Below are 18,789 nucleotides of genomic sequence, written 5' to 3'. Positions count from 1 at the left end.
TCGGGGTGCCCCCGCAGCAAACTGCCGCCAACCCGCCATGCTCCAACTGTCCCCGCACCTGGCAGTTTGTGAGGAGGTACCCCGGCGCGGCCACGCCCCACCCACGCACCGGAGAAACCGCGAACCCCACAGCCCGGCCGGCGTTTGAGGCCAATCGGTGACCGGAACGGGCAGAAGGCGGCAGATCGGGGCGGAGCCCAGCCCCGGCCCGGGCGGCGCCTGAGGCCATCAGGGACCGGCACGGGCAGGAGGGCGGACAGCCGCGGCGGAGCCCAGCCGAGGACAGCCCGGCGGACGCCGAGACCACCCGGGGAACGCCCGCGTGGGGCACGTGGGGGAGGGGCGGCCCGGGGCGCTCGGGACCACGGGATGTCGGTGGGCCCACGTAGACTCCGGAGCCGAACCCCCACCCGAGCCGACGCCCCGGAGGCCACGTGTCTGCCACGTCCAAGCCGCCCTTCACGCACCTGCACGTCCACACCCAGTACTCACTGCTGGACGGCGCCGCGCGGCTCAAGGACATGTTCGACGCGTGCAACGAGATGGGCATGACCCACATCGCCATGTCGGACCACGGCAACCTCCACGGCGCGTACGACTTCTTCCACAGCGCCCAGAAGGCGGGGGTCACCCCGATCATCGGCATCGAGGCGTACGTGGCGCCCGAGTCCCGGCGGACCAAACGGAAGATCCAGTGGGGCCAGCCGCACCAGAAGCGCGACGACGTCTCGGGCTCCGGCGGTTACACCCACAAGACGATCTGGGCGGCCAACTCCACCGGCCTGCACAACCTCTTCCGGCTCTCCTCCGACGCGTACTCCGAGGGCTGGCTCCAGAAGTGGCCCCGGATGGACAAGGAGTCCATCTCGCAGTGGTCGGAGGGGCTGATCGCCTCCACCGGCTGCCCCTCCGGCGAGGTGCAGACCCGGCTCCGGCTCGGCCAGGAGGAGGAAGCGCTGCGGGCCGCCGCCGAGTACCAGGAGATCTTCGGCAAGGGCCGGTACTTCCTGGAGCTGATGGACCACGGCATCGAGATCGAGCGCCGGGTCCGCCAGGGCCTGCTGGACATCGGCAAGAAGCTCGGCATCCCCCCGCTGGTCACCAACGACTCGCACTACACGTACGCCCACGAGTCGGTCGCCCACGACGCCCTGCTCTGCATCCAGACCGGCAAGAACCTCTCCGACCCGGACCGCTTCCGCTTCGACGGCACCGGCTACTACCTGAAGTCGACGGAGGAGATGTACGCCATCGACTCCTCCGACGCCTGGCAGGAGGGGTGCCGCAACACCCTGCTGGTCGCCGAGCAGATCGAGACCGCCGGCATGTTCGAGAAGCGCGACCTGATGCCGAAGTTCGACATCCCGGACGGCTTCACCGAGGTCACCTGGTTCCAGGAGGAGGTCCGCCGCGGCATGGCGCGCCGCTTCCCGGGCGGCGTCCCCGAGGACCGCCAGAAGCAGGCCGAGTACGAGATGGACGTCATCATCCAGATGGGGTTCCCGGGGTACTTCCTCGTCGTCGCCGACTTCATCATGTGGGCGAAGAACAACGGCATCGCGGTCGGCCCCGGCCGAGGCTCCGCCGCCGGCTCGATCGTCGCCTACGCCATGGGCATCACCGACCTCGACCCGATCGAGCACGGCCTGATCTTCGAGCGCTTCCTCAACCCGGAGCGCGTCTCCATGCCCGACGTCGACATCGACTTCGACGAGCGCAGGCGCGTCGAGGTCATCCGGTACGTCACGGAGAAGTACGGCTCCGACAAGGTCGCCATGATCGGCACCTACGGCAAGATCAAGGCGAAGAACGCCATCAAGGACTCGGCCCGCGTCCTCGGATACCCGTACGCCATGGGCGACCGGCTCACCAAGGCGATGCCCGCCGACGTCCTCGGCAAGGGCATCGACCTGGACGGCATCACCAACCCGAAGCACCCGCGCTACGGCGAGGCGGGCGAGATCCGGGGGATGTACGAGAACGAACCGGACGTGAAGAAGGTCATCGACACCGCCAAGGGCGTCGAGGGCCTGGTCCGGCAGATGGGCGTGCACGCCGCCGGCGTGATCATGTCCAGCGAGCCGATCGTCGACCACGCCCCGCTGTGGACGCGGCACACCGACGGCGTCACCATCACGCAGTGGGACTACCCGCAGTGCGAGTCGCTCGGCCTGCTGAAGATGGACTTCCTCGGCCTGCGCAACCTCACCATCATGGACGACGCGCGGAAGATGGTGGAGGCCAACAAGGGCATCGACCTCGACCTGCTCGCCCTGCCGCTGGACGACCCGAAGACCTTCGAACTCCTCTGCCGCGGTGACACCCTGGGTGTCTTCCAGTTCGACGGCGGGCCCATGCGCTCCCTGCTGCGGCTGATGAAGCCCGACAACTTCGAGGACATCTCCGCCGTCTCGGCCCTGTACCGCCCGGGCCCGATGGGCATGAACTCGCACACCAACTACGCCCTGCGCAAGAACGGCCAGCAGGAGATCACCCCGATCCACCCGGAGCTGGAGGAGCCCCTCAAGGAGATCCTCGGCCTCACCTACGGCCTCATCGTGTACCAGGAGCAGGTGCAGAAGGCCGCGCAGATCATCGCCGGGTACACGCTCGGCGAGGCCGACATCCTGCGCCGTGTGATGGGCAAGAAGAAGCCCGAGGAACTGGAGAAGAACTTCGTCCTCTTCCAGGCCGGCGCCCGGAAGAACGGCTTCTCCGACGCGGCGATCCAGGCGCTCTGGGACGTCCTGGTGCCCTTCGCCGGCTACGCCTTCAACAAGGCCCACTCCTCCGCGTACGGCCTGGTCACCTACTGGACCGCCTACCTCAAGGCCAACTACCCGGCCGAGTACATGGCGGCGCTGCTCACCTCGGTCAAGGACGACAAGGACAAGTCGGCCGTCTACCTCAACGAGTGCCGGCGCATGAAGATCAAGGTGCTGCCGCCGGACGTCAACGAGTCGGTGCACAACTTCGCCGCCCAGAGCGACGACGTGATCCTCTTCGGCCTCGAAGCGGTCCGCAACGTCGGCACGAACGTGGTCGAGTCGGTCATCCGGGCCCGCAAGGCGAAGGGGAAGTTCTCCTCCTTCCCCGACTACCTCGACAAGATCGAGGCGCAGGCGTGCAACAAGCGGACCACCGAGTCGCTGATCAAGGCCGGCGCCTTCGACGCGCTCGGCCACACCCGCAAGGGCCTCACCGCGCACTACGAGCCCATGATCGACAACGTGGTGGCGGTCAAGCGCAAGGAGGCCGAGGGGCAGTTCGACCTCTTCGGCGGCATGGGCGAGGAGAGCACCGACGAGCCGGGCTTCGGACTCGACGTCGAGTTCACCGACGAGGAGTGGGACAAGACCTACCTCCTCGCCCAGGAGCGCGAGATGCTCGGCCTCTACGTCTCCGACCACCCGCTCTTCGGCCTGGAACACGTCCTGTCCGACAAGGCCGACGCGGGGATCGGGCAGCTCACCGGCGGCGACTTCGGGGACGGCGCGGTCGTCACGGTCGGCGGCATCATCTCCGGCCTCCAGCGCAAGATGACCAAGCAGGGCAACGCCTGGGCCATCGCCACCGTCGAGGACCTGGCCGGTTCCATCGAGTGCATGTTCTTCCCCGCCACCTACCAACTGGTCTCCACGCAGCTCGTCGAGGACGCCGTCGTCTTCGTCAAGGGGCGGCTGGACAAGCGGGAGGACATCCCGCGGCTGGTGGCGATGGAGCTCCAGGTCCCCGACCTCTCCAACGCGGGCACCAACGCCCCGGTGATCATCACCATCCCCGCCGTCAAGGTGACCCCGCCGATGGTCAGCCGGCTCGGCGAGGTGCTCGACTCCCACCGCGGCAACTCCGAGGTGCGGATCAAGCTCCAGGGTCCCCGCAAGACCACCGTCCTCAGGCTCGACCGGCACCGGGTCCAGCCCGACCCCTCGCTCTTCGGCGACCTGAAGGTGCTCCTCGGCGCCTCCTGCCTGGCGGGCTGAGCCGGGGGGCGGTGAAGCCGCCGCACGCGAGAAGGGGCGCACCCGCCACGGCGGGTGCGCCCCTTCTCGTCAGCTCAGCCCTCAAGGGGCCGCGGCCCCCGGATCAGTTGTGGCCGAACTTGCGCTGGTGCTTGCGCGCCACGTCGGCGGGGCTGCCCTGCGCCGAGGACTGGATCGAGGAGATCGCCTCGGTCGACTTCTCCTTCGCCTGCTGCGACGCGCTCTCGGCCGCCTTACTGCCGCTCTGCTTGCGGTTCTTGTTCTTGGCCATGGAAATCTGCCTCCCGAAAAGGTGTGGGTCCGGGGCCGACTCCAGATTCACACGGCCGGACACTCCGCGCATTACGGGGAATTACCGTCCGTGAGCGGGCGGGTGGTGCGCCGCCGGCCCGATACGCCACGCCGAAGATCGAGTTCGGGCCGTTAACACCCACCAGGTCGGGCAGACTCGAAGGAAACCCGGCACCGGGCCCCCGCCCGCCCCGGGACCGAGGGAATGAGGTGGTACGCGTGGACCGCTGCGTCGTCCTGGTGGACGCCGGATACTTGCTGGGCGCCGCCGCCAGCCTGCTCGCCGGAGACCCCTCCCGGTCCCGTATCTCCGTGGACCACGCCACCCTGGTCCGGCAGTTGCGCGAACGCGCCGAGGTGGAGACCGCCCAGCCGCTGCTGCGCATCTACTGGTTCGACGGCGCCCCCGACCGCGTCCCCCAGCCCGAGCACCGCCGGCTGCGCGTCATGCCCCGTGTCACCGTCCGCCTCGGCGCCCTGACCCGCAGCGACGGGCGGTGGGCGCAGAAGGGCGTCGACGCCGCGATGCACGCCGAACTCACCGAACTCGCCCGCAACAAGGCGTGCTCCGACATCGTCCTGGTCACCGGCGACGGCGACCTGCTGCCCGGCATGACCGCCGCCAAGGAGCACGGCGTCGCCGTCCACCTCTGGGCCGTGCAGGCGGCCGGCGGCGACTACAACCAGTCCGAGGACCTCGTCGCCGAGGCTGACGAACGCCGCCTGCTCGACCGTGACTGGATCACCCGCGCCATCCGCGCCCGCGACACCGCCGGCGCCTGCGCCCCGCAGCCCGCCCCCGGCCCCGAGATCGCCGCCATCCTCTCCGCCCCGCTGCCCGACACCGCCGCCCGCCCTGCCCGCGACCCCGAGCCCACCCCCGCTCCCGCCGAGGGGGTCGGCGCCGGACCGGGCACCGCCCCCCGCACCGTCCCCACTCCCAAGGACCTGGCCGCCCTGCGCGCCGCCGACCGGCCCGCCCCGGCCAAGGAGCAGCCCGTCACCGCCACCCTGCGCTGGTCCTCCGACAAGGGCCTCGTCGAACGCCCGGGCCCCGCCGACTCCCCGGACGACACCGCCCTGCCCACCCTCGCCCAGCTCACCACCGCCGAGCAGCGCTGGGCCGACCGCGAGGAGGACATCACCACCGTCGGCGGCGACCCCTACGAGGTCGGCCAGGTCTTCGCCCGCCGCTGGCTCTCCCGCCTGGGCGAGCGCACCCTGCTGCCGCGCCTGGCCGCCCTCTACCCGCGCATCCCGCACCGCATCGACGGTGAGCTGCTGCGCTACGCGGCCCGGTTCGGCCTCCTCGCCCACAAGGACGACCAGATCGACGAACACGACCGGTACGCGATCCGGGCCGGCTTCTGGCGTGAGATCGACCTGCCCGCCACCGGGGAGCCGACCGCCCCGCAGCCGCTCCAGCCCGCCCGCCCGCTGACCTGACGCCGCCGCCCCGGTGACGCCGTGGGCCCGCCGACGCCCGACACGTCCGCCGGGACCCGGGCGCGAAGCAGGCGGCGCGACCCCGTAGGCTCGTCCCTCGTGAGCATGGACCGCACGGACTCCGCACCCGCCCCCGAGGGGGAAGCCGTCTGCGTCGTGCGTGACCTGGTGAAGACGTACCCGGCGACCCGGGGCAGACGCGGTGCCCCCGCGACCCCCGAGGTCCGGGCCACCGACCACGTCGACCTCGACGTGCGCGGCGGCGAGATCTTCGGTCTGCTCGGGCCCAACGGGGCCGGCAAGTCCACCCTCGTCCGGCAGCTCACCGGGCTCATGCGCCCCGACTCCGGCAGCGTCCGCCTCCTCGGCCACGACATCGTCCGCCACCCGGAGCGCGCCTCCCGGCTCCTCGCCTACCTCGGCCAGGAGTCCACCGCCCTGGACGAGCTGACCGTCGCCCTCGCCGCCGAGACCACCGCCCGGCTGCGCGGCCTGGACGCCCCGGCCGCCCGCGCCCAGCGTGACGCCGTCCTCGACGAACTCGGCCTCGGCCCGCTCGCCTCCCGGCCGCTGAAGAAGCTCTCCGGCGGACAGCGCCGCCTCGCCTGCTTCGCCACCGCCCTGGTCGGCAGCAGGCGCCTGCTGGTCCTGGACGAGCCCACCACCGGCATGGACCCGGTCGCCCGCCGCGCCGTCTGGGCCGCGGTCGACCGCCGCCGGGCCGAGGAGGGCACCACGGTGCTGCTCGTCACCCACAACGTCATCGAGGCCGAGACCGTCCTCGACCGGGTCGCCGTCCTCGAACAGGGCCGCGTCATCGCCTGCGACACCCCTTCCGGCCTCAAGGCGCACGTCGCCCACGAGGTCCGGCTCGACCTGCTGTGGCGCGAGCGGCCGCCGCTGGAGGTGCCCGAGGTCGCCGCCCTGCGGGACTTCGCCGCCGAGTCCGGCCGCCGCTGGGTGCTGCGGCTCGCGCCCGACGAGGCGCGCGCCGCCGTCGCCGCCGTCACCGGCGGCTCGGCCTTCGCGGCCCTGGACGACTTCACCCTGGCCACGCCGAGTCTCGAAGACGTCTACCTGGCACTCGGCGGCAGCGGAACGGGACTGGTGAAGACATGACAGGCGGCCCCGCGACCCCCACGACCGACCGCCGGGCCCCCGCGCCCGGCCGCGCCGCCCACGGAACGGGACCCGGCATGAGCACCACCGCCCGCACCGCCGCCCCCCGGGCCCTCGCCGCCCCCGCCCCGCTCGCCCCCCGGGCCCGGCTGCTGCCCTCCCTCGCCGCCGTCTACCGGGCCCAGCTCTCCCGGGCGCGGGTCGCCCGCATCCCGCTGCTCTTCGTCGCGACCTTCCAGTCCATCGGCATCATGATCCTGATGCGCGGCGTCGTCGACGGCGGCACCGGGGCCCACGCAGTCGTGGCCGGCTCCAGCGTCCTCGTCGTCGCCTTCGTCGCCCTCAACCTCCTCGCCCAGTACTTCGGGCAGCTCCGCGCCGGCGGCGGCCTCGACCACTACGCGACGCTGCCCGTGCCGCCCGCCGCCGTCGTCCTGGGCACCGCCGGGGCGTACGCCTCCTTCACGGCCCCCGGGACCCTGGTCACCGCGCTGGCCGGCTGTGCCCTGTTCCAGCTGCCGCTGGCCCAGCTGTGGGTGCTGATCGCGGTCGTCCCGCTCGCGGGCGCCGCCCTCTCCGGCCTCGGCGCCGCCCTCGGCCTGCTCGCGCCCCGCCCGGAACTGGCCACCCTCCTGGGCCAGCTCGGCATGTCCGCGGCGCTGCTGCTCGGCGTGCTGCCGCCCGAGCGGCTGCCCGCCCCGCTGCTCCTCGCCCGCGACCTGCTGCCCTCCACCTACGGCGTGGAGGCCTTCGCCAGGACCTTCGTGCCGCACCCCGACTGGACGGCGATCCTCGTCGACCTCGGGGTCTGCGCGGGCGTCGGAGTGGTCTCGCTGACCCTCGCCACCTGGGCGTACCGCCGGGCCGCCGTCCGCTGACCGCCCGCCGGGCCCCGATCGGACCTCCCGGCCCGCGCGCCCCGGGCCGGGCCTGGCACGATGTCCGGGTGACCGCACCGCTGAACCCGCCCCCGCCGCCGCACGGACGCCCCGGGTACGACCCGTGGCAACTGCCCGAGGGGGCTCACCCGGACCACCCCGGTACGGTCCAGGACGAACCACTCGGCCAGGAGGTCCGCAGAGCGGCGCTGACCGCTCTCGCCGTGGCCGTCCTCGGACTGCTGCTCGGCTTCCTCTGGTCCTGGCTGGCGCCGCACGTTCCGCTGGTCTCCGACGGCCAGGCCGTCTACCTCAAGGACACCGAGGGCGAACAGGCCATCGGCGCCGACGGCACCTTCGCCCTCCTCGGCCTGGCCTTCGGCGCGCTCACCGGCGTCGCCGCCTTCCTCGTCCACCGGGCCGGCGGCATCGCCATGGTCTGCGGCCTGGCCCTCGGCTCGCTGGGCGGCGCCGCCGTCGCCTGGCAGTTCGGCATGGCCCTCGGCCCCGACGGAGACGTGGTGGGCCACGCCCGCACGGCGGGTCAGGGCGTCACCTTCGACGCCCCGCTGGAACTGGGCGCCCTGGGGGTGCTGGGGGCCTGGCCCCTCGCGGCGCTCCTGGTCCACCTGGGACTGACCGCGCTGTTCGGGCCCCGGGAGGAGCCGCACGCCCCCCTGCACGGGGACGAGCAGGCCGGCTGAGGGGAAGGGGGCCGGGGCTCAGCCGCCCTCGGGGGAGTGGGGGGTGAGCCGGGCGATCGGTGCCGTGACGGCTCCGGTCAGCTCGGCCAGCACCTGGGGCGCCAGCTCCACCTCCAGGCCCCGCCTGCCCGCCGACACGCAGATCGTCGGGTGGTCGGCGGCCGAGGCGTCCAGGACGGTGGGCAGACGCTTGCGCTGGCCCAGCGGGGAGATGCCGCCGCGCACGTACCCCGTGGTGCGTTCGGCGGCGGCCGGGTCGGCCATGGCCGCCTTCTTGCCGCCGACGGCGGTGGCCAGGGCCTTCAGGTCGAGGCTGCCGGAGACCGGGACCACGGCGACGGTGAGCCTGCCGTCGACCTCGGCGACCAGGGTCTTGAAGACGCGGTCGGGGGAGACGCCCATGGCCTCGGCCGCCTCCTCGCCGTACGAGGGGTGCGCGGGATCGTGTGCGTAGGCGTGCGTGGTGTACGCGGCACCGGCGGTGGCCAGCGCCACGGTCGCGGGCGTGCCGCCGGAGTGCTTCTTCTGCTTCTTGGCCATGGGTGCCTGCTCCGGGCGGTCAGTTGAGGCTGGTGGGGGAGCGGGTCAGCTCGGTGGCCGGGAGCGAGGGCAGGTGCCGGAGCACCGCGGTCTCGCGGCGCAGCAGCGCCAGTTCGTCGCGGAGCCGGGACGCCGTGTCGGGCGCCTGGAGCAGACGCTGACGGGTGGGGACGTCCAGGACGGTGGCGGCGGCGACCAGGTAGGAGACGACGGAGGGCTCGTCGGGCAGGTCGGCGTTGGAGGTAAGGGTCAGCTCGCGGGCCCCGGCCAGACGCTTCTGGTACGCGCGGAAGGCGCGCAGGACGCCCTCGGCGAGCGCGCCCGCCTCGTCGCCCGGGTCCTCGGGCAGCGGCTCGGCCTCGGCGGTCAGGTACGGCCCCGAGGCGTCGATGGAGTGGAGGCGGACCCGGGTGGTGCCGGTGGCGAGGACCTCGTAGCCGCCGTCCTCGCGTTCGCGGATGGTGGCGGCGTCGGCGACGCAGCCGACGGCGTGCAGGGAGCGGGCCGGGTCGTCCCCGAACCCTGTCATGGGCCCGGCCTCGGGGCGCGCAGCGTCGTCGGGCATGCCCGGCTCGCTGGGCGCCACCTCGTGGCCGTCGCGGATGGCCACGACGACGAACTGGCAGGGCTCGTCGGCCTCGGGGTCCTCCGGGAGGGAGTCCAGGAGGTCGCGCATCATGGCGCGGTAACGCGCCTCGAAGACATTGAGGGGCAGCACGAGCCCCGGGAAGAGGACCGTGTTCAACGGGAAGAGCGGCAGCCGGACGGTGGTCACGACCCGCAAGCCTAATGGTCCCCGGCCTTCTCGCGCCGCCGCGTCCCCCGCAGCGGCAAGGTCGCGGCCACTTCGATGCGCACCCCGTCGCGCGCCTGGAGGAACTGGCCGAGCGGATCGCCGCTGATCCGGTCCCACGGGAAGGAGGTGGCGCGGGTGCCGATGAGACGGGCCTGCTCCAGTGCGTCGCCCCACCGTTCGAGGCGGATCAGCACGTAGAACAGGACGTTGCGGACCTCCGCGGGCCACGGGTCGCCCGCCGGGTACTCGGCGGAGAGGGCGACGGCGGTGTCGGCCGCCGCGTCCAGTCGCTCGCGCAGAACCGGGCCGCCCCGCCCGGGCGCGTCGGGGCCCCGGTGCAGTGCCCCGAAGGCGGCCCGTACCGGCAGGGCCCGCACCAGGGAGCCGGGCAGCGCGTCCTCGGCGGCCCGCTCGGCGAAGGCGAACGACTCGCGGTGCGAGCCGAACCAGGCGGCCGACAGGTACTGGAGCGCCGCCACGTGGCAGCCGTAGTGGTACGAGGAGCGGCGCACCGCCTGCTCCCAGCGCGCCTCGAACTCGGTGTGCGGGGCGCCGGTGCCCCGGGCGTGGTCGAGCGCGATCCGCCAGGGGACCGGGTCGGCGGGCTCGGCGCGGGCGGCGGCCGCGATCAGGGGGGTGACGTCGTGGAGGAGTTCGGCCCGGGCCGGCGACTCCCAGCCGCGCCGGACGGCGAGTTCGGCGCGCAGCAGCGCCACGTCGGGGTCGTGCGGTGCCGCGTAGCTCCAGGCGTCGAACCACTCGGGCCGGTTGCGGGCGAAGGCGGCGAGGCGCTGGACCTGCCGGTCGCGGGTCTCCCAGGCGGCGGCCTCGCGGCTGGCGGCGAGGACGGCGGCGGCCGGGCGGTGGTCGCCGAGCCCGGCCGCGGCGAGGGCCGGGGCGAGCCGGTCGTCGGGCAGGTCGAGGTAGACCTCCTCGTCGGGAGGCAGCCCGGTGGCGAGGCGGGGCGTGTGGGTCACCATCCGGGCCGTCCGGATCAGGGCTTGGAGCAGGGCCATCGTGCCGACCATTGAAAACCGCAGGTCGGGCCTGGACCAGAGACTCCGGGTGACGCTTTCGTATCGGTCAAAGGGTTGCCTGGGAAAAGGTCAAGAGAAGGTAAAGAAGGGGGGTGGGGCGAGTCGGGGCGCTCCCAGGGCGCAGCGCCCCGGGAGCGCCCGGGGTCACCCCCGGCGCAGCAGCCGCGTCGCCCCCGCCGCCACCGTCGTGGCGAGAATCCAGCCCAGCAGGATCAGCAGGGCCGTCACCCACTGCCACCCGCCGTCCAGGTGCCAGTAGCCGGTCTGGCCCAGATCGATGACCGGCAGGAGCAGGTCCAGGGTGAAGAGCGAGGAGCTCCACGGCGGATGCTCGTCGTCCTTGATCGGCGCCGGGTCGATCTGCGAGAAGGCCAGCGCGCTCACCGCCCAGAGCACCGCCATCCACAGCGCCGCCCGCCCGGGCCGGTAGCCGTACGCCACCGTCCAGTCCTGGACGTACCCCCAGAGCGTCCCGGCGAGGCCCAGCGTCTCCCGGCGGCGGCGCTGCTTGGCGAGGAGCACCTCGCGGGCGTCCGCGTCCTCCCCGCCGGTCCGCAGCACGGCCGCCAGCAGTTCGTACGGCTCCGGGTTGTACTCCGCAGTGGCCGCCTCCACCCAGGTCAGCCGCTCGGCGAGGGTGAAGCGGCCGCGCGGCACCAGGTTGTCGTAGGTGAAGCCGCCCATCGCCAGGCCCCCGGGCCCCGGCCAGCTCGCCGTCTGGTCCATCAGGTTGCCGACCCGGGCGCCGGAGAGCACGACCCGGCCCTGCGCCGGGCGCTCGCACAGGAACCGCAGCTCCGGGGTCTGCACCCGGCGCAGCGACAGCTCCTGGTACTCCTCCATCACGAACCGGGCCTGGTCCAGGTCGACGGCGTCGCCGATCCGGCCGTCGTCCAGCCGCACCCCGCCCCGGCACTCGAAGCGCTGCACGCGGGTGCCGCGCGCCGGGGTGGTGCCGCTGGTCAGCACCGGGTTCCCGACGCCCGCCGGGGTCAGGTAGAGGGTGCGGCCCACGGTCAACTGCGGGGCGTTGAGCGCGCGGCGGCCGTACGGGTTGGACAGGCGGCTGCCGCGCAGGCTCAGCGACACCCCGATCTGCGCGCCGCGCAGGCTCACCTCGCCGTGCGCCTCCATCATCTCCGCCTGGAGGTCCTGGCCCACGGAGAGGCCGTCGCCCAGCAGCGAGGTGCCCCGCCGGTCCCGGTGCAACACCGCCTGGTTGAGCAGCAGGTCGGTGCCGATGTGGGCGTCGGTCAGCCGCACCCCGCGGTGCACCTGGCAGCGGGGCAGGTGCAGATCGCCCTCGGTGCTGACGCGGGCCGCCTCCAGCCGGGGCAGCGAGCAGTCGACCAGCCGCAGCGTGGTGAACCGCGCCTCCGGCAGCAGCACCTCCTTGTCGAACCGGCAGCCGATCAGCTCCACGTACGGCTCGACGGTGCCGCCCGCCAGGTCCAGCACGTCGGTGATCCGCACCCCGGCCAGCTTGAGCGAGGAGACCCGGCCGGGCAGCGGGTCGGGGCCGTGCAGCAGCAGCAGGCTGACGACGCGCGCGCGGACGGTGCGCTCCTCGCCCCACGGCAGTCCGCCGTGCGGATCGTCCAGCGCGGCCTCGCCGGCCCGCAGGTCGTAGGTGCTGCCGTTGCGGAAGGACTGCCACATGCCGTACTCGGCGGCCGTCAGGCCCTCTGGCGGCTCACCGCCCTGTTCGGTGGACACGCCCCTGCCTCCCCGTGCTGTGCCGCGGACTCCTCGACGGGGTGGGCCCGCCCCGCGCGCGGCGCCGGCGGGGACGGGGCCCGTGTGCCCACCGGGGCGGGCTCCCACCCCGGTGATGCCCGCTGAGTGACGAATTGAACGCTCATCGTCACGGAATGTGTCCGACGGCCGTATCAGACGGTGATACGGGGCGCCGGTGACGCGAGGCGGTCTGAGAGAATTGCCGCGTGATCTCTCGAATCGACCTGCGCGGCGACGCCCTCCCCGAGGGCCCGGCCCTGCGCGCTCTGCTGCCCCGTGCCGACTTCGACGTGACGGCCGCCCTGGAGAAGGTGCGGCCGATCTGCGAGGACGTGCACCATCGCGGCGACGCGGCGCTGATCGAGTACGCCCAGCGGTTCGACCAGGTCGCCCTGGAGCAGGTCCGGGTCCCCGCCGAAGCCCTCGCCGAGGCGCTCGCGGGGCTCACCGGCGAGGTCCGCGCGGCCCTGGAGGAGTCGATCCGCCGCGCCCGCGCCGTCCACCGCGCCCAGCGCCGCACCGCGCACACCACCCAGGTCGTCCCCGGCGGCACCGTCACCGAGAAATGGGTCCCCGTCGACCGCGTCGGGCTGTACGCCCCGGGAGGCCGCTCGGTCTACCCCTCCTCCGTGATCATGAACGCGGTCCCCGCGCAGGAGGCCGGCGTCCCCTCCGTCGCGCTCGCCTCGCCGCCGCAGGCCGAGTTCGGCGGCCTGCCGCACCCGACGATCCTCGCCGCCTGCGCCCTCCTCGGCATCGACGAGGTCTACGCCGCGGGCGGCGCCACCGCCGTCGCGATGTTCGCGTACGGCACCGATTCCTGCCCGCCGGCCCGCATGGTCACCGGGCCCGGCAACATCTGGGTGGCGGCGGCCAAGCGCTACTTCACCGGCCTCATCGGCATCGACACCGAGGCCGGCCCCACCGAGATCGCCGTCCTCGCCGACGACACCGCCGACCCGGTGCACGTCGCCGCCGACCTGATCAGCCAGGCCGAGCACGACCCGCTGGCCGCCGCCGTCCTGGTCACCGACTCCGAGGTCCTCGCGGACGCCGTGGAGAAGGAACTGGCCCTCCAGGTCCCCGCGACCCGGCACGTCCAGGACCGCATCGCGCCCGCCCTCGCCGGCCGCCAGTCCGCCCTGGTCCTCGTCGCCGACCTGGAGGACGGCCTCAAGGTCGTCGACGCCTACGGGGCCGAGCACCTGGAGATCCAGACCGCCGACGCCGCCGCCGTCGCCGACCGGGTCCGCAACGCCGGCGCGGTCTTCGTCGGCCCGTGGGCCCCGGTCTCCCTGGGCGACTACTGCGCCGGCTCCAACCACGTACTGCCCACCGGCGGCTGCGCCTGCCACTCCTCGGGCCTGTCCGTGCAGTCCTTCCTGCGCGGCATCCACATCGTGGACTACAGCCGCGACGCCCTCGCCGACGTCGCCCGCCACGTCGTCACCCTCGCCGAGGCCGAGGACCTGCCCGCGCACGGCGCGGCGGTGAAGGCCCGGTTCGACTGGAAGGTCCCCCAGCAGTGAGCTCCACCCTCTCCCTGGACCAGCTCCCCGTCCGCGAGGAGCTGCGGGGCAAGTCGCCGTACGGCGCCCCCCAGCTCGACGTGCCGGTCCGGCTCAACACCAACGAGAACCCGTACCCGCTGCCCGAGCCGCTGGTGAGGCGGATCGCCGAGCGGGTCGCCGAGGCAGCCCGCGACCTCAACCGCTACCCGGACCGCGACGCCGTCGCGCTCCGCACCGAGCTGGCCCGCTACCTCACCCGCACCGGCGGCCACCCGGTCACCTTCGAGCAGGTCTGGGCCGCCAACGGCTCCAACGAGGTGCTCCAGCAACTCCTCCAGGCGTTCGGCGGGCCCGGCCGCACCGCGCTGGGCTTCGAGCCCTCGTACTCGATGCACAGCCTGATCGCGCGCGGCACCAACACCGGCTGGGTCTCCGGGCCCCGCCGCGAGGACTTCACCGTCGACGTCGAGGCGGCCCGGCGGGCCATCGCCGCCCACCGCCCCGACGTGGTCTTCATCACCTCGCCCAACAACCCCACCGGCACCGCCGTCGACCGCGAGACGGTCCTCGCCCTCCACGACGCGGCGCAGGCCGCCAAGCCGGCCATGGTCGTGGTGGACGAGGCGTACGTCGAGTTCAGCCACGGCGACTCGCTGCTGCCGCTGCTGGCCGGCCGCCCCCACCTGGTGATCTCCCGCACCATGTCGAAGGCGTTCGGCGCCGCCGGGCTGCGCCTCGGCTACCTCGCCGCCGACCCGGCCGTGGTCGACGCCCTCCAGCTGGTCCGCCTGCCGTACCACCTCTCGGCCGTCACCCAGGCCACCGCGCTCGCCGCCCTGGAGCACACCGACACGCTGCTCGGCTACGTCGACCGCCTCAAGGCCGAACGCGACCGCGTCGTCAGCCGGTTGCGCGCGCAGGGGCTCGACGTCACCGACTCCGACGCCAACTTCGTCCAGTTCGGCCGCTTCGACGGCCCCGGCGGCCAGCACGCCGTCTGGCGGCGGCTCCTCGACCACGGCGTCCTGGTCCGCGACAACGGCGTCCCCGGGTGGCTGCGCGTCAGCACAGGCACCCCCGAAGAGAACACCGCTTTCCTCGAAGCGGTACGCGAGGTGGTCGGGTCGGCCCCTGACAACGACCCAGAGCGCCCCGGCGGCGAAGACCGCCCGAAAAACAAGGAGCAGAAGTCATGAGCCGCGTCGGGCGCGTCGAGCGCACCACCAAGGAGACCTCGGTCCTGGTCGAGATCGACCTCGACGGCACCGGGCAGGTCGATGTCGCCACCGGCGTCGGCTTCTACGACCACATGCTGGACCAGCTCGGCCGCCACGGCCTCTTCGACCTGCGGGTCAAGACCGACGGCGACCTGCACATCGACACGCACCACACCATCGAGGACACCGCCCTCGCGCTGGGCGCCGCCTTCAAGCAGGCGCTCGGCGACAAGGCCGGCATCTACCGCTTCGGCAACTGCACCGTGCCGCTGGACGAGTCCCTCGCCCAGGTCACCGTCGACCTCTCCGGCCGCCCGTACCTCGTGCACACCGAGCCGGAGAACATGGCGCCGATGATCGGCGACTACGACACCACGATGACCCGGCACATCCTGGACTCGTTCGTCGCCCAGGCGCAGATCGCCCTGCACGTCCACGTCCCCTACGGGCGCAACGCGCACCACATCGTGGAGTGCCAGTTCAAGGCGCTGGCCCGCGCGCTGCGCTACGCCTGCGAGCGCGACACCCGCGCCGCCGGAACCATCCCCTCCACGAAGGGTGCCCTGTAACCGTGAACGGTGTCTCCACCGCGCTGATCGTGCTCGGCCTGTTCTTCCTCGGCGGCGTCTACTCCTTCTACAAGCAGAAGCTGCCCACCGGTGTCCTCGTGGTGCTGGGGATCGGCGCCGTCATGTCCCTCACGGCGGGCCTGCTCCGCCTGGACGTCTGGGGGTGAGGCCATGACCACCAAGAGCGTCGTCGTCCTCGACTACGGCTTCGGCAACGTCCGCTCCGCCGAGCGGGCCCTCGCCCGGGCCGGTGCCGAGGTCGAGATCACCCGCGACTACGACCGCGCCATGAACGCCGACGGCCTGCTGGTCCCCGGCGTCGGCGCCTTCGCCTCCTGCATGGCCGGGCTCAAGGAGGCCCGCGGCGACTGGATCATCGGCCGCCGCCTCTCCGGCGGCCGCCCCGTCATGGGCATCTGCGTCGGCATGCAGATCCTCTTCGCAGGCGGCATCGAGCACGGAGTCGAGACCGAGGGCCTGGACGAGTGGCCCGGCACGGTCGGCCCGCTCAAGGCCGAGGTCGTCCCCCACATGGGGTGGAACACCGTGCGGGCGGCGGCCGGTTCGCGCCTCTTCCAGGGCGTCGACCCCGACGAGCGCTTCTACTTCGTCCACTCCTACGCGGTCCACGACTGGACCCTGGAGGTCACCAACCCGGCGATCCGCGCACCCCAGGTCAGCTGGTCCACCTACGGTGAGCCGTTCGTGGCCGCCGTGGAGAACGGCGCCCTGTGGGCCACCCAGTTCCACCCCGAGAAGTCCGGCGACGCCGGAGCCCAGCTCCTCACCAACTGGATCGAGACCCTCTGATCATGGCCAAGCAGCTCGAACTCCTCCCCGCCGTCGACGTCCGCGACGGCCAGGCCGTCCGCCTGGTCCACGGTGAGTCCGGTACGGAGACCTCCTACGGCTCGCCCCTGGAGGCGGCCCTCGCCTGGCAGCGCTCCGGTGCCGAGTGGCTGCACCTCGTCGACCTCGACGCCGCCTTCGGCACCGGCGACAACCGGCAGCTCATCGCCGAGGTCGCCGGCGCTATGGACATCAAGGTCGAACTCTCCGGCGGCATCCGCGACGACGACACCCTCGCCGCCGCCCTCGCCACCGGCTGCACCCGCGTCAACCTCGGCACCGCCGCCCTGGAGACTCCCGAGTGGGTCGCCAAGGTCATCGCCGAACACGGCGACCGCGTAGCCGTCGGCCTCGACGTGCGCGGCACCACCCTGCGCGGCCGTGGCTGGACCCGCGACGGCGGCGACCTCTACGAGACCCTGACCCGCCTCGACTCCGAGGGCTGCGCCCGGTACGTCGTCACCGACATCGCCAAGGACGGCACCCTCCAGGGTCCCAACCTGGAGCTGCTGAAGAACGTCTGCGCCGCCACCGACCGGCCCGTCGTCGCCTCCGGCGGCGTCTCCTCCCTGGACGACCTGCGCGCACTCGCCTCCCTGGTGGACGAGGGCGTCGAGGGCGCCATCGTCGGCAAGGCCCTCTACGCCAAGGCGTTCACCCTCGAAGAGGCCCTGAAAGCCGTGGCGTGACCGTGGCGGAAGGCCGCCGGGAGCGGATACGCCGGACCTCCTCCGGCGGCCCCCGGGAGGACGTCCTCGGGTGGTCCCGGGCCGTCCTCCTGCCCGACGGCCTCGCCCCGGTGTCCGGTCGCACCTCCGTCGTGGACGGCGAACCGGCCCGCGAGGGCGACCCCGACGAGCAGACCCGGACCGCCTTCCGCGCCGCCCTCGACCCTCTGGCCGAACGGGGCCTGGGCGCCGAGGGCGGGGTCCGCACCCGTAGGTACCTCTCGCAGGCCCGCGACCGCGAAGCGGCCGGGCGTGCCCACCACGAACCATCCGACGCGGTCCGACCCGCCGCGTCCATGATCATCGTCTCCGGCTTCACCGACCCCCGGCTGGTCGTCGAGGTCGAGGCGTACCGAGGAGCTGCCCGATGACCCTCGCGGTCCGAGTCATCCCCTGCCTGGACGTGGACGGCGGCCGCGTCGTCAAGGGCGTCAACTTCCAGAACCTGCGCGACGCGGGCGACCCCGTCGAGATGGCCAAGGTCTACGACGCCGAGGGCGCCGACGAGCTGACCTTCCTCGACATCACCGCCTCCTCCGGCAACCGCGAGACCACCTACGACGTGGTCCGCCGCACCGCCGAGCAGGTCTTCATCCCGCTCACCGTCGGCGGCGGCGTCCGCACCGCCGAGGACGTGGACAAGCTGCTGCGCGCCGGGGCCGACAAGGTGGGCGTCAACACCGCCGCCATCGCCCGCCCCGAGCTGATCCGCGAGATCGCCGAGCGGTTCGGCCGCCAGGTCCTCGTCCTCTCCGTCGACGCCCGCCGCGGCGAGGGCGGCGGCTTCGAGGTCACCACCCACGGCGGGCGCCGCGGTACCGGCATCGACGCCGTCGAGTGGGCCCACCGCGCCGCCGAACTCGGCGTCGGCGAGATCCTGCTCAACTCCATGGACGCCGACGGCACCAAGGACGGCTACGACCTGGAGATGATCGCCGAGGTCCGCCGCCACGTCACCGTCCCCGTCATCGCCTCCGGCGGTGCCGGCCGGGTCACCGACTTCGCCCCCGCCGTCGAGGCCGGGGCGGACGCGGTCCTCGCCGCCTCCGTCTTCCACTTCGGCGAACTGCGCATCGGCGACGTGAAGGGCGCGCTGCGCGACGCGGGCCGGCCGGTGCGCTGAGCCGCCCCCGCTCCCCGGGGCTCCTGGAATCCGGGGAGCGGCAAAAGCTGCGGGAGCGCTCGCAGTCGACCGGGAATCGGGCAGGGCCGCCGCGGCAGCGCTGCGGCCCTGCCGCTCGGCGGACCGGGAAGGGCTCATCGGCCTCCGCGTGCGCGCCGGCGGTGAAGAGGGCAGGGCGCACGGGCCCCTGGGGGGAACCCGGCGCGTACCCCGCCCACCTCCACATCGACCCGTTCCCCGGGCATCGGCGCCAGGGTCGCG

Annotated in this window: 18 protein-coding genes; 13 read left to right on the top strand and 5 right to left on the bottom strand. The window is 73.3% G+C overall.

Features of this window, described 5'->3' with window-relative positions; all coding sequences use genetic code 11:
• Positions 1 to 434 precede the first annotated feature (434 nt).
• Positions 435 to 3,983 carry a DNA polymerase III subunit alpha gene (dnaE, locus tag ACSLIC_RS05120; RefSeq protein ID WP_436736480.1) on the top strand — a complete coding sequence of 1,183 codons (3,549 nt, stop codon included), beginning with the start codon at positions 435 to 437 and terminating at the stop codon, positions 3,981 to 3,983.
• A gap of 103 nt (positions 3,984 to 4,086) precedes the next feature.
• On the opposite strand, the gene ACSLIC_RS05115 is transcribed toward dnaE, so the two are convergent.
• Positions 4,087 to 4,254 (bottom strand): hypothetical protein, encoded by a 168-nt coding sequence (locus ACSLIC_RS05115; protein WP_436736479.1) that lies wholly within the window; start codon positions 4,252 to 4,254, stop codon positions 4,087 to 4,089.
• Positions 4,255 to 4,484: 230 nt separating this feature from the next.
• Here ACSLIC_RS05115 and ACSLIC_RS05110 point away from each other — a divergent pair, with 230 nt between their 5' ends.
• The 4 genes from ACSLIC_RS05110 to ACSLIC_RS05095 all read left to right on the top strand — a co-directional run bounded on the left by ACSLIC_RS05110 (position 4,485) and on the right by ACSLIC_RS05095 (position 8,421).
• The gene (locus tag ACSLIC_RS05110) at positions 4,485 to 5,720 is read left to right on the top strand and encodes an NYN domain-containing protein (RefSeq protein WP_436736478.1); all 1,236 of its coding nucleotides are present in this window, start codon (positions 4,485 to 4,487) and stop codon (positions 5,718 to 5,720) included.
• Between the two features lie 105 nt (positions 5,721 to 5,825).
• Positions 5,826 to 6,839, top strand: a complete 1,014-nt coding sequence (locus tag ACSLIC_RS05105) for an ABC transporter ATP-binding protein (RefSeq protein WP_436740272.1) — start codon at positions 5,826 to 5,828, stop codon at positions 6,837 to 6,839.
• Between the two features lie 77 nt (positions 6,840 to 6,916).
• Positions 6,917 to 7,717, top strand: a complete 801-nt coding sequence (locus tag ACSLIC_RS05100; RefSeq protein ID WP_436736477.1) for an ABC transporter permease — start codon at positions 6,917 to 6,919, stop codon at positions 7,715 to 7,717.
• 68 nt (positions 7,718 to 7,785) lie between these two features.
• Positions 7,786 to 8,421, top strand: coding sequence for an AAA family ATPase (locus tag ACSLIC_RS05095; protein WP_436736476.1), 636 nt, complete (start codon positions 7,786 to 7,788; stop codon positions 8,419 to 8,421).
• A gap of 18 nt (positions 8,422 to 8,439) precedes the next feature.
• Here the strand turns inward: ACSLIC_RS05095 and ybaK are convergent, their stop codons facing one another.
• The 4 genes from ybaK to ACSLIC_RS05075 form a co-directional block, all read right to left on the bottom strand.
• Positions 8,440 to 8,961 carry a Cys-tRNA(Pro) deacylase gene (gene ybaK / locus ACSLIC_RS05090; RefSeq protein WP_436736475.1) on the bottom strand — a complete coding sequence of 174 codons (522 nt, stop codon included), beginning with the start codon at positions 8,959 to 8,961 and terminating at the stop codon, positions 8,440 to 8,442.
• A gap of 19 nt (positions 8,962 to 8,980) precedes the next feature.
• Positions 8,981 to 9,736 (bottom strand): LON peptidase substrate-binding domain-containing protein, encoded by a 756-nt coding sequence (locus ACSLIC_RS05085; protein ID WP_436736474.1) that lies wholly within the window; start codon positions 9,734 to 9,736, stop codon positions 8,981 to 8,983.
• 11 nt (positions 9,737 to 9,747) lie between these two features.
• On the bottom strand, positions 9,748 to 10,785 hold the full coding sequence (locus ACSLIC_RS05080; protein ID WP_436736473.1) for a hypothetical protein: 1,038 nt from the start codon (positions 10,783 to 10,785) through the stop codon (positions 9,748 to 9,750).
• 153 nt (positions 10,786 to 10,938) lie between these two features.
• Positions 10,939 to 12,510 (bottom strand): oxidoreductase, encoded by a 1,572-nt coding sequence (locus tag ACSLIC_RS05075; protein ID WP_436736472.1) that lies wholly within the window; start codon positions 12,508 to 12,510, stop codon positions 10,939 to 10,941.
• 227 nt (positions 12,511 to 12,737) lie between these two features.
• On the opposite strand from ACSLIC_RS05075, the gene hisD reads away from it, so the two are divergent.
• Genes hisD through hisF form a run of 8 tightly spaced genes read left to right on the top strand, consistent with a single transcriptional unit; the run spans position 12,738 to position 18,528 of the window.
• Entirely contained in the window at positions 12,738 to 14,060 is a 1,323-nt protein-coding gene (gene hisD, locus ACSLIC_RS05070) for a histidinol dehydrogenase (protein WP_436736471.1), read from the top strand.
• Complete coding sequence (locus tag ACSLIC_RS05065) at positions 14,057 to 15,238, top strand: histidinol-phosphate transaminase (RefSeq protein WP_436736470.1); 1,182 nt, start codon at positions 14,057 to 14,059, stop codon at positions 15,236 to 15,238. Before hisD ends, ACSLIC_RS05065 begins: the two co-directional genes overlap by 4 nt.
• Positions 15,235 to 15,828 (top strand): imidazoleglycerol-phosphate dehydratase HisB, encoded by a 594-nt coding sequence (gene hisB, locus ACSLIC_RS05060; protein WP_436736469.1) that lies wholly within the window; start codon positions 15,235 to 15,237, stop codon positions 15,826 to 15,828. Before ACSLIC_RS05065 ends, hisB begins: the two co-directional genes overlap by 4 nt.
• A gap of 2 nt (positions 15,829 to 15,830) precedes the next feature.
• Entirely contained in the window at positions 15,831 to 15,995 is a 165-nt protein-coding gene (locus ACSLIC_RS05055; RefSeq protein ID WP_436736468.1) for a hypothetical protein, read from the top strand.
• Between the two features lie 4 nt (positions 15,996 to 15,999).
• A complete protein-coding gene (gene hisH / locus ACSLIC_RS05050; RefSeq protein ID WP_436736467.1) occupies positions 16,000 to 16,638 on the top strand; it encodes an imidazole glycerol phosphate synthase subunit HisH in 639 nt (212 codons plus the stop codon).
• Between the two features lie 2 nt (positions 16,639 to 16,640).
• Positions 16,641 to 17,366 carry a bifunctional 1-(5-phosphoribosyl)-5-((5-phosphoribosylamino)methylideneamino)imidazole-4-carboxamide isomerase/phosphoribosylanthranilate isomerase PriA gene (gene priA / locus ACSLIC_RS05045; protein WP_436736466.1) on the top strand — a complete coding sequence of 242 codons (726 nt, stop codon included), beginning with the start codon at positions 16,641 to 16,643 and terminating at the stop codon, positions 17,364 to 17,366.
• Positions 17,363 to 17,776 (top strand): Rid family hydrolase, encoded by a 414-nt coding sequence (locus ACSLIC_RS05040; protein ID WP_436736465.1) that lies wholly within the window; start codon positions 17,363 to 17,365, stop codon positions 17,774 to 17,776. Before priA ends, ACSLIC_RS05040 begins: the two co-directional genes overlap by 4 nt.
• Complete coding sequence (gene hisF / locus ACSLIC_RS05035) at positions 17,773 to 18,528, top strand: imidazole glycerol phosphate synthase subunit HisF (protein WP_436736464.1); 756 nt, start codon at positions 17,773 to 17,775, stop codon at positions 18,526 to 18,528. Before ACSLIC_RS05040 ends, hisF begins: the two co-directional genes overlap by 4 nt.
• Positions 18,529 to 18,789: the final 261 nt, after the last annotated feature.

Source organism: Streptomyces sp. BBFR102 (assembly GCF_051397025.1).
Lineage (GTDB): Bacteria > Actinomycetota > Actinomycetes > Streptomycetales > Streptomycetaceae > Streptomyces.
The sequence above is the reverse complement of the archived record's forward strand: the minus strand, read 5'-3'. Positions and strand labels throughout refer to the sequence as shown.

What these genes read in the sequence shown, in the direction of transcription:
- hisB (WP_436736469.1), top strand. Translation starts at nt 15,235, where the DNA reads ATGAGCCGCGTCGGGCGCGTCGAGCGCACCACCAAGGAGACCTCGGTC.
- priA (WP_436736466.1), top strand. Translation starts at nt 16,641, where the DNA reads ATGGCCAAGCAGCTCGAACTCCTCCCCGCCGTCGACGTCCGCGACGGC.
- ACSLIC_RS05100 (WP_436736477.1), top strand. Translation starts at nt 6,917, where the DNA reads ATGAGCACCACCGCCCGCACCGCCGCCCCCCGGGCCCTCGCCGCCCCC.
- ACSLIC_RS05080 (WP_436736473.1), bottom strand. Translation starts at nt 10,785, where the DNA reads ATGGTCGGCACGATGGCCCTGCTCCAAGCCCTGATCCGGACGGCCCGG.
- hisF (WP_436736464.1), top strand. Translation starts at nt 17,773, where the DNA reads ATGACCCTCGCGGTCCGAGTCATCCCCTGCCTGGACGTGGACGGCGGC.
- ACSLIC_RS05115 (WP_436736479.1), bottom strand. Translation starts at nt 4,254, where the DNA reads ATGGCCAAGAACAAGAACCGCAAGCAGAGCGGCAGTAAGGCGGCCGAG.
- ACSLIC_RS05105 (WP_436740272.1), top strand. Translation starts at nt 5,826, where the DNA reads ATGGACCGCACGGACTCCGCACCCGCCCCCGAGGGGGAAGCCGTCTGC.
- hisH (WP_436736467.1), top strand. Translation starts at nt 16,000, where the DNA reads ATGACCACCAAGAGCGTCGTCGTCCTCGACTACGGCTTCGGCAACGTC.
- ybaK (WP_436736475.1), bottom strand. Translation starts at nt 8,961, where the DNA reads ATGGCCAAGAAGCAGAAGAAGCACTCCGGCGGCACGCCCGCGACCGTG.